General features: G+C 54.9%; 8 protein-coding genes. 2 read left to right on the top strand and 6 right to left on the bottom strand.

Annotated elements, in window-relative coordinates; translation table 11 throughout:
* Positions 1-129: 129 nt before the first annotated feature.
* Positions 130-2,067, top strand: a complete 1,938-nt coding sequence (locus tag SH678x_RS12765; protein WP_496918837.1) for a DUF4914 family protein — start codon at positions 130-132, stop codon at positions 2,065-2,067.
* 98 nt (positions 2,068-2,165) lie between these two features.
* Positions 2,166-3,362: a galactokinase gene (gene galK / locus SH678x_RS12770; protein ID WP_496918838.1), complete on the top strand. Its 1,197-nt coding sequence runs from the start codon at positions 2,166-2,168 to the stop codon at positions 3,360-3,362.
* A gap of 15 nt (positions 3,363-3,377) precedes the next feature.
* Here galK and SH678x_RS12775 read toward each other — a convergent pair whose 3' ends face one another.
* From SH678x_RS12775 to SH678x_RS12800, 6 genes are all read right to left on the bottom strand, one after another.
* Positions 3,378-3,689, bottom strand: a complete 312-nt coding sequence (locus tag SH678x_RS12775) for a HigA family addiction module antitoxin (RefSeq protein ID WP_496918839.1) — start codon at positions 3,687-3,689, stop codon at positions 3,378-3,380.
* A 74-nt stretch (positions 3,690-3,763) separates the two neighbouring features.
* On the bottom strand, positions 3,764-4,594 hold the full coding sequence (locus SH678x_RS12780; RefSeq protein WP_496918840.1) for a sugar ABC transporter permease: 831 nt from the start codon (positions 4,592-4,594) through the stop codon (positions 3,764-3,766).
* A 3-nt stretch (positions 4,595-4,597) separates the two neighbouring features.
* The gene (locus SH678x_RS12785; protein ID WP_496918841.1) at positions 4,598-6,859 is read right to left on the bottom strand and encodes an extracellular solute-binding protein; all 2,262 of its coding nucleotides are present in this window, start codon (positions 6,857-6,859) and stop codon (positions 4,598-4,600) included.
* A gap of 7 nt (positions 6,860-6,866) precedes the next feature.
* Entirely contained in the window at positions 6,867-8,897 is a 2,031-nt protein-coding gene (locus SH678x_RS12790) for a glycoside hydrolase family 13 protein (protein WP_496918842.1), read from the bottom strand.
* A 136-nt stretch (positions 8,898-9,033) separates the two neighbouring features.
* Positions 9,034-10,467: a PEP-CTERM sorting domain-containing protein gene (locus SH678x_RS12795; RefSeq protein ID WP_496918843.1), complete on the bottom strand. Its 1,434-nt coding sequence runs from the start codon at positions 10,465-10,467 to the stop codon at positions 9,034-9,036.
* Positions 10,468-10,539: 72 nt separating this feature from the next.
* Positions 10,540-13,803, bottom strand: a complete 3,264-nt coding sequence (locus SH678x_RS12800) for a hypothetical protein (protein WP_496918844.1) — start codon at positions 13,801-13,803, stop codon at positions 10,540-10,542.
* Between the last annotated feature and the right edge of the window lie 307 nt (positions 13,804-14,110).

Consider the following 14,110-nt stretch of genomic DNA (forward strand, 5'->3'; position numbering starts at 1 on the left):
TCCATTGCGCTAGGCAATCATTAAAATGCGCATGTTTGCAGCGCTCCACCGGCGCGAAGCGTAGCCACGATCAACGTTTGGCTCGCCAGCGGCGGCACCGGTCGAGCTATTGTTAAAACCATAGAAATCGTGCGGCTGCCCCCAGCGGCCGTGCCAATCTTTGCCCGCCAATCCTCGAAAGGTCCCGTCGTGTTTGAAACCAACTATCGCAATATGCCTCTGCCGGGCGATTTGAAGGATCTGCTTTCCTCGTGCAAAAGCTTTTTGGTACCTAAGGATCGGCAAGCGATTCTCGACTTGGCCCTGGGACCCTATCAAAAGGGAACCTACGAAGTGACCTACGATGTTCCAGGCAAGGGAAATGTGGTCGAAGCGGTCGTGGTGAAATGCAAAAACGGCCTGTCGGTGAATTATCCTGACCCCCTGATGCGCCGCCGCGACCCCGATTGCATGGTCGTGGCCGACGATCAACCATCGGACAAGCAACGCTTCAGCGACCGTTTTGGTGAATCGTTCACCACACTCCGCAACGACACGTTTGAATGGCTTAAGGCCCAGGACCTCATCTTGCTGCCGCTCTATACCGGTGGCAAGGAACTTGGCTTCCCCACGCTGTTGGTCGCCCCCAAGAATGCGGCGTTCTTCGTGGGGGCTTTGGCGGACCTGCAAGAAATGCTCCCCGCTGGCCTTGTTGAGGCCGACTTCAATCCCAAAGCGATCATTTATCTCGCGCCGCCCTTCCGCCATACGCACTTTCATGGCCGGCAAGTTGTCGTGCATCATCGGCTGGAAGGTATGCACGAAATTTTTGCATACAACCTTTATCCTGGCCCCAGCGCGAAGAAGGGTATCTACGGCGTTTTGATTCACCACGGCGAGCAAGAGGGGTGGATCACGGCCCATGCGTCGACGGTGCAAGTCATCACGCCGTACGACAACGTCGTCACAATCATGCACGAGGGAGCGAGCGGCGGCGGGAAGAGTGAAATGCTCGAGCCTGTACATCGCGAATCCGACGGTACCTTGCTCTTGGGTCACAATCAAATCACGGATGAACGCCGCAAGTTGACGTTGCCGCGTGGTTGTGAGTTGCATCCCGTCTCCGACGACATGGCGTTGTGCCATCCCAACCTGCAAGAAGCCGATCAACGGTTAGCGGTTGTCGACGCCGAAAATGCTTGGTTCCTCCGCTTCAATCACATCAGGCGCTATGGCACGGACCACTACTGGGAATCGATTTGCTGCCACCCCCCCGAGCCACTCTTGATGCTGAACATGGACGGCAAAGAGGGGGCCACTTGCTTGATCTGGGAACACATTGAAGATTCTCCCGGCAAGCCCTGCCCGAATCCGCGGGTGATTATGCCACGTCGCATCGTGCCGAACGTGGTGAATAATGCCGTCTCGGTCGATATCCGCAGCTTCGGCATTCGCACGCCGCTGTGTACCAAGGAAGAACCAAGCTACGGCATTCTGGGGTTGTTTCATATGTTACCCCCATCGCTCGCTTGGCTCTGGCGGTTGGTTGCACCGCGGGGTCATGCCAATCCCAGCATTACCGATTCCGACGCGATGAGTAGCGAAGGGGTAGGCTCGTTCTGGCCATTTGCGACGGGTCGCCGGGTGACGCAGGCGAACTTGCTGTTACGTCAAATTGTCGACACGCCCAAAACTCGCTATGTTTTGGTCCCCAATCAACACGTGGGGGCCTGGCACACTGGCTTTATGCCGCAATGGCTGGCGCGAGAATTTCTTGCTCGCCGCGGCAGCGCGAAATTCCGGCCCGAGCAAATTCGGCACGCGCGTTGTCCCTTATTGGGCTTTGCCATGCGTTCGATGCAAATCGAAGGGACAACAATCGCTAAATGGTTTTTGGAAACGCACACGCAACCCGAAATCGGCGAAGAAGCTTATGACAAAGGTGCGGAAATCTTGTACGACTTCTTCCACCGCGAATTGGCTAACTACTTGGAAGACGACCTCGACCCGCTGGGACGGAAGATCATCCAATGTTGCCTCGACCGCGGCTCGGTGGATGACTACATTTCGCTCCTCCCCGGCGCGTAAGATTTTTTAATAGCTACCGGCGCAAGCCGGTGGTCGCATCTGCTTCAACCCCCGGCTTGCGCCGGCGGCTAGGCGAATTGAACATTAGGCGGAAATTGATGGAAACGAACGACCTCACCTTGAGCGATCTCGCGGAGCGCACCGCGGCAGCCTTTCAGAAGCACTTTGGCCGTCCCGCCAAGTACATCGTGGCTGCCCCTGGCCGCGTGAACATCATCGGCGAACACACTGACTACAACGACGGCTTCGTGTTGCCGATGGCCATCGATCGCTACACCGTGATTGCCGGTGACATGGCTCACGACGACCGCCCCATCCGCGCGGCACACATCGTGACGAGCACTTTGGGCGAAGAGCACGAGATTTGCCTCGCGGGCGAACATTCCGCCCCGCTACCCACTTGGGCGAAGTACATCCGCGGCGTGTTTGAAGCCGCGGCCGAACATGCGCTCGTCCCGCCGATCTTTGATGCCGTGGTGGATTCCAACGTCCCGCTCGGCGGGGGACTCTCCAGCAGTGCCGCCCTCGAAGTCGCCACGGCCACGTTGCTCGAACAACTGGCCGGCAGGCAGCTAGATCCGAAAGTCAAAGCCCTGCTCTGCCAACAAGCCGAACATCGCGGTGCCGGCGTGCCTTGCGGCATCATGGATCAATTCAGCAGCGTGCTGTGCGAAGCGCGGAACTTGATGCTGCTGGATTGCCGCAGCCAGGAAATTCGCATGGTGCCAATGAGCGACCCCAGCGTCACCGTGCTCATTATCAATACAAATGTAAAGCACGAGCTCACCGGCGGTGAATACGCCGAACGCCGCGCACAATGCGAAGCCGTCGCTAAGATTCTGGATGTCCCTTCGTTGCGGGAAGCTACTCCCGCTTTGCTCGAAGCGAAAAAACCCAAGCTCGACGACGTGCACTATCGCCGAGCTCGGCATGTGATCGGCGAGATCGACCGCACAGTCCGTGCCGCGGATGCCATTGCTGCCGGACAGTGGGACACGGTCGGAGAATTGATGTACGCCAGCCACGATTCCCTGCGCGATGACTATGAAGTGAGTTGCCCGGAACTCGATGCGTTGGTAGAAGCCGCCCGTGGGCTCGGGACAAGCCAGGGCGTGATCGGCTCGCGAATGACCGGCGGCGGATTCGGCGGTTCCACGGTAAGCCTTGTGCGTACTGCCCAAGCCATGGAAATCGCCGACGCGATCTGCGAGCAATACCGCCAAGCCACCGGCATCACGGCCACGCCGTTTGTCACTCCCCCGGCACGCGGGGCGCATGTGATTATGACAGCCTAAATATCAAGTCTGGAATTACGCACTTCGCAACGGTTTGATCCGCGCAATATCTTGCTTGATTGCCTGGGAGGCTTGCCATAAATCGACGGCCCTTTGTGCGTTGAGCCAAAACTCGGGCGAATTTCCAAACAGCCGCGCGAGTCGCAACGCCATTTCAGGACTAACGGCGCGGTGTCCACCCAATAACTCATTGACCGATTGCCGGGAAACGCCAATTGCCTCGGCCAGTTTGGCCACAGTGAGTCCAAAATCGGGCAGAAAATCTTCCTTAAGCATTTCGCCTGGATGCGTCGGCTGCCGTCTCATCTTTGTATTGGGAATCGTCATACTTTTGAATTGTACTCAGAAACTGCTTTATACCGACAGGCCATCGTCCTACAGTCAATTGTCCACGGTCTTCCTTATTCTTTCACCGCCCCCAGCGTCATTCCCGACACCAAATAGCGACTCAGGGCAATAAAGACGATCACTACCGGGATACTGACCAGAATCGACGCCGCGGCGTAGAGGGACCATTGCGTCGACATGCTCGCTTGGAAACTCTTGATCCCTAGCGGCAATGTGAACATGTCGCGGTCTTGCAAAACCTGGGCGGCCACGATGTATTCGCTCCACGCGGTCATGAAGCTGAAAAGCGCGGTGATCACCAACCCCGGCACGGCAATCGGCAGAATAATTCTCCAGAAAGCGCTGAATTGGCTGCAACCATCGATCCGAGCGGCTTCTTCGAGCGACGGTGGAATCGTGTCGTAAAAGCCTTTCATTTGCCAAATGCAAAACGGCAAGGCCGTCGAAACATAAAAAATCAACAGCCCAAAGAATGTGTCCACCAGATGCAGCTTCGCAATGATGATGTAAAGCGGCAGGAGCAGCATCGTCGCGGGGAACATTTGTGTCGTTAGAATCGCCAGCATCGTCGCCTGTCGGCCGATGAATTTGAAACGGCTCAGCGCGTAGCCACCGATCGAAGCCAGCACCACGCCGGTAATCGTCACAAGCGTCGAAACAATCAGCGAATTGCCAAGCCACTTGAGGAATGGCTGCTCGGTGAAGAGTTGCTTATAAGCAGCGAATGTCCAATTTTCGGGGATGATTGAGAGCTCGGTGGATTGGAGTTGGTTCCCCGGTCGCAACGAAATCGAGAATACCGTCAGGACGGGCCAAATGCTGATCGCTGCGAACAGCAACAGAAAGAGGTGCCGACAAATCGTGATGTAGCGGGGTTCGTTCATAGCTTAGGTGTACACGCTTTCCGTTGCGCGGGTTTTGTGCAGCGAAAACAAACTCACGGCCAGCAGCATCGCGAAGATCACCATCGAGAGCGCCGCGCCGTAACCGTAGCGATAAAAACTAAACACAGCCTTGTAGACGTAGGAAACCAGAATGTGTGTTTGGTCAGCCGGTTCGCCGCCGTTGGAGACCAACCAGATCACATTGAGGTTGTTAAAAGTCCAAATTGCTCCCAGTGTCACTGCCGGAGCCAACACCGGTTTCAATAATGGAAGCGTCACGTTCGTAAACTGCTGCCAACGGTTTGCCCCGTCGATGCGAGCGGCTTCGTAGAGTTCGTGCGGGATTCCTTGCAAGCCACCCAGTGCGATCACCATCATAAACGGATAACCCAGCCAGACGTTGGCCACGATGCACGCCGTGAATGCCAGCCCCGGCTCACCGAGCCAATTCAATGGCTCGATCCCGAACCAATTGCTCAGCACGAGATTCACTGCGCCGTAGTCGTAGTGAAACATGCTCCGCCAAGTGAGGGCTGTGATGTAAGCCGGCACGGCCCAGGGAATGATCAGCAGCACGCGGTAGAGCGTTTTACCGCGAATTGGTCCGTTGAGCGCAAGTGCCAGGGCAATGCCGATGCCCACATGGAATACGATATTCACCACCGTCCAAACGATGGTTTTCAGCAGCACCCAAAAAAATATGTCTTCCGTGAAGACTTCCACGTAGTTGCGTAGCCCGATGATCGACCAGTCCTGAAAATTCGTAAGCGACATGTTCGACATCGAGAGCAGCACGTTATAGAAAAACGGGAACACCACCGTCGCAAACATCACGAGAATTGCCGGGGCGATCAGCAAATAGGCGAACGGCTGCTTGCGGACGTCGGGCAAGAAGTTGAACAGACTTTCGCGCTGCCAAACGACGAGCGTTCCGCAAATGATGATCCCAGCGAGTTGCCAGACCCACGCGGCTGCGCTCGGCTTGGATTCCCGATGGATAAGCTCGATAGCCTGGAGCGCATTGTCCTGCATCGCATCGGCGGCTTCTTGTGGCGTGTTGCTACCACCGAGCAACGACTGATACGGAGGCCGCATAGCATCCCATGTCGCACGCATCTCGGTGGAGACGGGCATGATCCGTCCCCGATCGAGTTGTGTTTTCGAGGCTTGCAAGGTGGCATCGCTCTGCATCAAAGGATCGTCGAGCAGTTTTTTACGCGAAGGCAAAATCCGCACTTGCTCCATGAATTTCCGCTGAGCCTCTTCGCTCGTCATAAATTTGGCGAACTCCATCGCGTCGTCGGCAGCTTGTGGCGAAACAAACGGGTTGAGCGAATAACCCTTCGGCGAAACCATAGGTGCCATCGGTTTGCCCGTCTCGCTCACCGTCGGCAGCGGCGCGATGGCGGCATCGATGCCTGCCGTTTCCAGATAGTCGGTCCAACTCCAATCGCCGTTGATGATCATCGCGGCCTTGCCCGACTTGAAGAGCGAATCGGCCGTCTCATAGTCGCAGTTCCGCGGCACGACTTTGTGCTTGTCACGCAGCGACAAAATAAACTCGTAGGCCTTGGCGCTTTCCGGAGTGCTCAAGGCGGGAACGGATTGTCCTGAATCATCAAAGACCCAAGCCCCATAGCCGGTGATAAACGGCACGGCAAAGAACGGTTCGACGAAATTCCAAACCAGTCCGTAACGATCTTTACGGCCATCGTTGTCATCATCGACCGTATTCTCGACCGCGAGTTTGATCATCTCGTCGGTAGTTGTCGGCGGTTCTTTAATAAAGTCCCGGTTGTAAACGAGTGCCAAATGATTGCCAAAACGATCTGGCAGCAGCAAAAGCTGCTCGCGATCCTCATTTATTGGATCAGGCAAATAAGTGAGCGCACCCTCCACGAAATCGTCGGCCATCTCGGGCTCCACCCAGGGATTCATGTCGGCCACGATGCCCATTGCGTGAAACGCGCCCAGCACGTCCGATGGGCCGTATATCAGTTCGGGACCGATGCCCGCGAGGGCCGCCGCTTGATACCCGCTCCGCAGTTCTTCGGTTTCCTTGTACAGCGTGCGGACTTCGATCTCCGGATGCGCGTGCTCAAAATCCTGGACGAGTTGATCGAGCATCACCCTGTCGCGGGGAACCATCTGATGCCACAGCGTGATCACACGCTTATCGGAATGTTCACCGCAACCAGCGACGAGCAACAGACAAGCAGCGGCGAACGCAAATCCGATGCGAATACCAACCGCTTGAGAAAACATGCGTGCGTCACTCCTGATGAGCTTTCTCAACTAGGACCACACCTTCCAGCGGCGGGACTTTGATCACATGAACGCCGTCGCGTTTGTCGATGGAGATTTCCGGATTTGAATCTGAAGCTGCCTCGACGAGCGACAGCAATTCGCCGTTCTTGCTCGGAATTTCCCAGGAAAAGGTCGCATCGCCCCGATTAATCGCAATCAACATTTTTTGCCCGTTGGCTTCACGTTCGAAGGCGAAGAACTTAGCGTCATCGTCACTGGCTATGGGCTTAAAACTACCGTGCGATAACACTGGATTCTCACGGCGCAACTGGATCATGCGGCGATAGAAATTATGCAGCTCCTGGTCGAACGCCACTTCGTCCGGTTCGCGTTCACGTTTGAGCGGGTCAGCGGCTTGTGGTTCGTACGTCAAATCGTCCCACACCATCGGGAGACGATTGCAGGGATCGTCGGCTCCCCACATGCCCGTTTCGTCGCCGTAATAAACCATCGGCGCGCCGAGAAAAGTCATTTGCATCAACGCAACCAAACGCTGAATCTGCTTTTCACGTTCGTTAGGTTTGCGCACGCTGTAATCGTTGGCGTAACGAGGCGAGACTCGTTCACTCACGTCGTAGTCAAACCGCTCGGGCTGTAAGTAGGGCTTACCCGTGGCATTTACGATCATCGAGCCGACTCGTTCGGTGTCGTGCGAATCGATCAAATTCTGCATCGCATACTGCATAACCGGCGGATATTCGTTCAATCGGTTAACAAGCTCCCGACCAAAGTCATGCGGCGTGAGCGTGCCGTCGACGAGATAGCCCTTCACCAAATAGGCGAAGCCGTGGTAGTTCATGGTTCCCGAGAAATGGCCATCGATCAGATGGTCGCGGGCGTTGTCCCAAAATTCGCCGACTGTGTAGGCCTGGGGATTCAGTTTACGGACCAACTTATTCCAATCATCCCAAAAGCCCATGGGAACTTCGTTGGCCACGTCCAACCGCCAGCCGTCGACGCCGTCGCTGGGATCGCCGTCGCCATTAGGATCCATCCACCGCCGCGTGATATCGAAAACGTATTGCTTGGGCCCTGGATGAAGGTCGTCTTGCTCTTTTGTGTCCGCAAACTCAGGCAAAGTGTCGAAACCCCACCAACTCTTGTAGCGAAATTCGTTGTGCGACGTATTAGGGTCGTCGAAATACTGCACGATGTACCAATCTTTGTACGGCGACTTTTCTTGATTCTCACGCAAATCAGCGAACGCAAAGAAATCGCGTCCCGTGTGATTGAACACTCCATCGATAATCACACGCATGCCACGCTTGTGGATCTCGCTGACTAATTGCAGAAACAACTTGTCGGCGGCGGTCCACTGCCATGTCTTGGGATCGCTCGTCTCAGCGGCAATCAATTTCAAATCGCCGGCGGGATCGGGCCCAAAATAGGGATCGATATGGTGCATCGACGAGCCGTCGTATTTGTGCAACGACTTGCCGTAGAACACGGGATTGAAATAGATGGCGTTGATGCCAAGGTCTCGCAGATAATCGAGCTTATCGAGCACGCCTTGCAGGTCGCCACCATAACGTCGGTTAAACACACCCTTTTCAAAAAAGTTCTCGCTAAGCTCGCGTTCCCAATCGGCTTGGCCGTACCAATCGCTCGTCCAGGGAGTGATCTGCCAATTCTGGGGAACACCCGCGTGATCTTCCAGCGATTCGCGCACGGGATTGTTCTGTGAATCGCCATCCCGGAAGCGATCGGGAAAGATTTGATAGAAGATCGCTTCCTTGACCCAAGCCGGCACGAATCGCTCAGCAACCTCGGCCACTGGGTCTTCTTCGGGCACTTGGTCATCTTCGGGCAATTCCGACGGGTCGTCGATATTCGCGACGCGAACTTCGGCCTCCGCATCGTTTTTCGCAACTTTGGCAGGCGCAGGCTTGGTCGTGATGGTTAGTACGGGAGATTCCTGACACCCCGTAAGCCCTAATCCGCTGAGGCTCGACCCCAATAGCAAGATCCATGTCCGTGTTTGCAACCAACCGATCATTCTGCTCAGCCCAAAATCTTTCTGGATCAAATTTGCGATTTGCAATTCGTTTTATCGTAGAGAGAAAAATTCAAAAATAAGGGCTGGCCGCGATAGTGGGGTATCGCGGCCAGCCGGAGGAAGTCCACAACAAGCTTTAGGCTCGTCGGCGAAGCAGACCGCAGGCGGCAGCGGTCACGCTCAACAACACCAACGAACTGGGCTCGGGGACTGAGGTGAGAGCCAGAGCGGCAACACCATTAGGAATCGTTACGAACTGCTCACCGTCGGCCTCAAACTCCAGATCCGGAAACAAGCTGCCAAAGTTGCCACTTAAAATTCCCGTTCCCGAATATTGGTTCGATGAGAAATCGTGACCTGTTCCGTTGACATAAGCCAACAGTTTGATGTCGCCTGTTGGGTTACCAAGCGCAGATAACGGAATTGAGAATTCCAAGCCAGTGATGACGTTTTGGGGATCACCCGTGACGATGGCGCCACTACCTCCTTCTACACCAGCCACATTGCTGTTGTTGAACGCCATTTCCAAACCGATCGTATTGTTGAAATCGCGGTGGTTGAGGGCGTTGGTGGGATCGTTGGAGTCGACCGGCAAGGCCAGCTCAAGCTCAGGAGCCACGCAACCGGCGCCGCCATCGGTGGAATCAGCCGTACATCCCCCTGCCCCCAAGGCATAGTTCTGATCAATCAACTGACCCTGGGCTAAACCTGGCAAAGCTGGTCCTATCAACTGTGTTGTCGAGGGTCCACCAATGAAGGGATTGAAAGGAAAGTCAGTCAAATTGCGATCTGTCGCGTAACGATCTTGCCATTCTTGCAAATCAAGTCCATTAACCGCTCCATCACCGTTGGCATCCCCCTGGGCTTTGGTTGCTCCGGTCGTAAGTTCAGCATTCCGCTGCCAAGTAAGAAAATCACGACCATTCACGGAGAAGCTGCTATCAAAGTCCGGCCCCAGTGGACCACGTAAAACATTGGGCATGCCTAACGGAGCCATTTGATAACCGGCACGTACAACCTCTCCAGCCGTCCCTTGGGTCAAGTCGGCATAGTGAGCGCTGATTGCCCAGAATCCACGGCCGCCTACATTCTCGCCACCATTGGAAAACGTGAGATAACGATCCGCGTTGAAGTCGGCATCAAAAATTAATCCATCTTGACGCTGGAGCGCGCCATCAGTCGTGCCAAAGCCTCCGCAGCAGAACGCGTCTACCGCCGCCGGCAATTGAGAACCGATAATCTCGTTCACGCCGCCCGGTACCGAATCAATGTACACTTCGAGCTTGTTGAAGTTCGTTTCCAAATTGCCGGTGATCGTCACATACAGTCGGCCATTGGCAACGGTGCCAAAAACTTGATTGATCTCCGAGCCCCCATTGGCGGTTGCAACTAAGTCGCCACCGTTATTATCTCCGAACTGTGTTTGCGTATTCTGAATCGATAGCGCCGCGCCATAGCCGTCGCCAACGGTCGCCGAACCGTCAATCGTTGGGGCAGCCAATGCGTTGCCCCCCATGACTAAAGCCGCCGAGACAGCTAAACCTGCAAGAAAAAACTTTTTGGAACTCATTGTCATTCTCCCTCTACTGATGCTAAGGCCATTGATGGCCAACGCCCTCTTTTGAAATGAACGATAGCTGATTTAAGGTTTCCTGAAACGTCGCGGTAACACACCGCACATGCACAAAACAAATCCCAATAAGGTCGACGGTTCAGGAACCGTCGCGATACCTGTTATTGTGGCCGTTTGGCTCGAAAAACTAGAACCATAGGCCGCTTGCCAGATAGCCAGATCCGCGGCATTGATGACGCCATTAAGGTCGGCATCGCCTTGATCGTAGCGCGCCCCTGCCAGCAGGTTGCTGTTTCTCTGCAGGATCAAGAAATCACGACCGTCGACGTCGCCATCGAGATCGAAGTCACCATTGACGGTCTGCACGATATTTGTCAGCAATGTTTGCACGTCGAGAGCATCGACAACGCCATCGACGTTCAAGTCGCTGAACCAATCGCTCGTGCCAAAGTCGGCATACATCGCGGCCAAGTCGCTAACATTGGTCAAACTGTCCTGGTTGATATCACCACGACGGAGCAGAACACCGTTAAAGGAATTCAAAATCGTCGGCGTCACTCCCGACGAAACAAGGTGTGGTCCCAAGGCGAACAAGTCGAGATTATCGACTCGCCCATTGCCGTCGAGATCAGCGGCGGCATTAAACTGGGCGTTCTGGCTGTAGAGCACCGACTCGAACGAGCCGTTGCCGATGCCAGCCAGATCCGAGGTGCGAACCTGACCGTTAAAATTTAGATCCCCAAAACCGGCACCTACGCCAGTGGTCGTAAACATTCCCGGCGTTCGCTGAATCGAATATCCATGGGTGCCATCGTAGCTCGGCTCGAACGTCACAACGGTCGCGACGTGATTGCCTGTGCCGACGTTGTTGAATCCATACACAAATTTGCCCGCGTCATAGCTGCCTGCGCTGTTCTGACCGTTGAGCGCCATCTGCAGAATTTGTGCATCCGACAGGCCAGCAGGTAAGTCAAGAAACAAATGCATGCCGCTGGCCGTGCCGTCGGTCGATTCCACGACCAAATCGCGGTTTTGCAGCGTGTTGGGACTGGAAGCATAGGGAGCGAAGCTCACGATCTCCGATTCCGGTGCGAAACGGTCGACGTAAATTGCTCGTTTGAAATCGGTAAAAACCGCGGGTCCGCCATCTCCACCTGTGCCGGAATCGCGATGGCGAAAAGCCCGCACGGTGATAAAGTGCCGTCCTTCGGCAAGCTCCGAAGTATCGATCGTTTGCAAGTAGGTGCCGTTGCCGCCGTTGGTGTAACCAGGCACGCGAGTGTCGGTAAATTCTTCAAAACCATACGCCACGCTGCCGGGCGTAGGGTTGTCAATGCCCGCCAAATTATTCAAATCCATGCCATCGTTAATCCGAATTACGGCTGTATCGCCATCGGCGTGGTAATCGCGCACCATCTGGCCGTTCGTGGGATCGAGCAAGCTCACAGGCGTCGTGTTGAGTTGTACTACAAATGAATTCTCACGGATGATATCCATGCTGCCTAAACGGGCGGTCCCGTTATTGGCGGCGGTTGGAGTCGTGCCTGCAATAGAACCAGCCGTATTGGAAATGCTCAAGTTCCCTTGCGGCGTTGCCAAACCGTAAATGACATACCCGCGACCGTGAGTGTCGTTGCTCGGAATGCTCATATTGATCTGTCCCGAGCCATTCACTTTGATCGTCTCGGGAATCACATTATTCGGATCAACAAAAGAATCGGCGGCATTGCCGGTAAGTTCAACAAGAATCGAGCCCGGCGCAAAACTCGTTTGCACGCCGTTGCGAGTTTCGACGTAGGCATCGAGCCTGCTGTTCAAACCCACGATGGCCGAATTCGAGCGCTCATAGATATAGATATTTGATTCCTGATTTCCATTACCATTTCCATCGCCAAAAGCCTCATCGATCCACCGCTCCTGAAAGTTGCCTCTTCCGTGCGAATTGCGAATCTCCACGAGCTTGGTAATCGTGCTACCGTAGAATCCGCCGAGAGCATCGTCTTTGCCGTCGTTGGGAAAATCGCGGTTGTCGCCAAACTCGCGGGCATTCAGATAAACATTGGCCTGCCCAGGCCGCATCAGCGTGTAGGCGTAAGCGACGTTCTTGAGATAAGGAAATCCGCCACCCAAATTGTCGTGGCTGTCGACAAACGACACGCCTTGACTGCCATTTTGCAGGCCATCGTCCTGAAAATCTTGGCTGGCATTGCGGATGCCGTGCCAGTTGTTGGCCAAGCCGTTGCCCGAAAGATTGTCCCGCATCGCATAGAACAAGGGAAAATCCAACGCATCGCGATTGCCACCCACTGTGGTGTTATCTTGGGCAATCGCGTATTGGCTTGGCAGGTCGTGGCGAATAAAGGTTTGCAGGTATCCCTTGTTGCCGTCGAGAATCTCACCAAAGGAATAAACGGGCTTGAACGTGCCATCGTGATTCAAGCGGGGATTCGCGCGAAACACGGCCTGATCCATATAGTTCAGGACCCAAGTCGGCATGTGCTTCACTGCATCGGTGCGAAAACCATCAACCCCGATTTCTTGGACCATCCACCGCGCGTTCCGCATCAATAGCCCAGTTGCGTTCTCCACAACGGGATCACCACTGAGCGGCGACTCTGTGTTGAAATCGTAAAGGGTCACCGTGGCGTTGAGCGCGGGATCAAACACTTGGGTGCCGCCCAAATCTTGATCAGCATAAAACCGGGCATTGTTGGGATCGGGCTGGTTGTAGACCGTGCCCGCGGGAATGTTATTGGGATTGCCTGCTTCCACAGGGTTACGAATAAACTGATAGTTCTTTTCCTGGGCAATGTCGTACAAGCCAGCCAGCCGACCTTCCAACGGGTTGTTATCAAAATTGATAAAGGGATCGTGGAAATCGCCATAAGCGTCGCCAGGTCTTGTCATCACGAAACCTGGATAGCCTCCTAAAGCCACGAAGCCAGGATCCAAGGACGAGCCAAAGCCGTTGTGGTTCCAAATGAGATCGGTATAGACGCTCACGCTCGCTCGATGGGCCGTCTTCACAAGCGATTTCAGTGTATTCTCGGTGCCGTACAGCGTTTCATTCTGAGGCTTGCCCAAGTCAAAACGATCAAACACATCGTAGCCGACGGAAAAACCGCCGGTGTCCGCTCGCGTTGGAGGAGGCAACCACATCGCACCGTAACCCGAGTAAAACACGTCAACCTGTCGATCTTCGATCGTGCGCCACTTAGCTTCGAACATTTGCAGCGTGGCAGGTTGGGAAACGTCCTGAGCCTGCGCAAGTTGACAAAATGCCAACAGCAGCCCGCTCCAAACGATTCGCCAAGTGGTCAAAAAACTTTTCATCAACTTTGCCTATCTCTGCTCTCTGTTCACGATCAACACGCTATTAACGTCGCTGCGCTGTGTTTTGCCACCCTGCGGGTGGTGTCGAGGTGAGTTCCAAATTGATTTCGTTGGAACCAGGTTCGACGCTAAAGCTCAAGCCCGAAGTGCTCGGGGAGGCATACCACTTGGGTGTGATCTCTTTACCCGGAGGAGGTGGACCACCGCCTTCGGATCGAGTCCTGGAGGGCTCCCTCGCAACTACGGAGACGTTGTACTGCCCGGCAGGCAGTCCGACCTCACGGCCTGTAAAAACTTCGTAACTACC

It is taken from the genome of Bythopirellula superficialaquae, assembly GCF_059632245.1.

Bases quoted from the DNA above. Each gene is read 5' to 3' on its own strand.
- SH678x_RS12795 (WP_496918843.1), bottom strand. From the start codon at position 10,467: ATGAGTTCCAAAAAGTTTTTTCTTGCAGGTTTAGCTGTCTCGGCGGCT.
- galK (WP_496918838.1), top strand. From the start codon at position 2,166: ATGGAAACGAACGACCTCACCTTGAGCGATCTCGCGGAGCGCACCGCG.
- SH678x_RS12785 (WP_496918841.1), bottom strand. From the start codon at position 6,859: ATGTTTTCTCAAGCGGTTGGTATTCGCATCGGATTTGCGTTCGCCGCT.
- SH678x_RS12800 (WP_496918844.1), bottom strand. From the start codon at position 13,803: ATGAAAAGTTTTTTGACCACTTGGCGAATCGTTTGGAGCGGGCTGCTG.
- SH678x_RS12790 (WP_496918842.1), bottom strand. From the start codon at position 8,897: ATGATCGGTTGGTTGCAAACACGGACATGGATCTTGCTATTGGGGTCG.
- SH678x_RS12780 (WP_496918840.1), bottom strand. From the start codon at position 4,594: ATGAACGAACCCCGCTACATCACGATTTGTCGGCACCTCTTTCTGTTG.
- SH678x_RS12775 (WP_496918839.1), bottom strand. From the start codon at position 3,689: ATGACGATTCCCAATACAAAGATGAGACGGCAGCCGACGCATCCAGGC.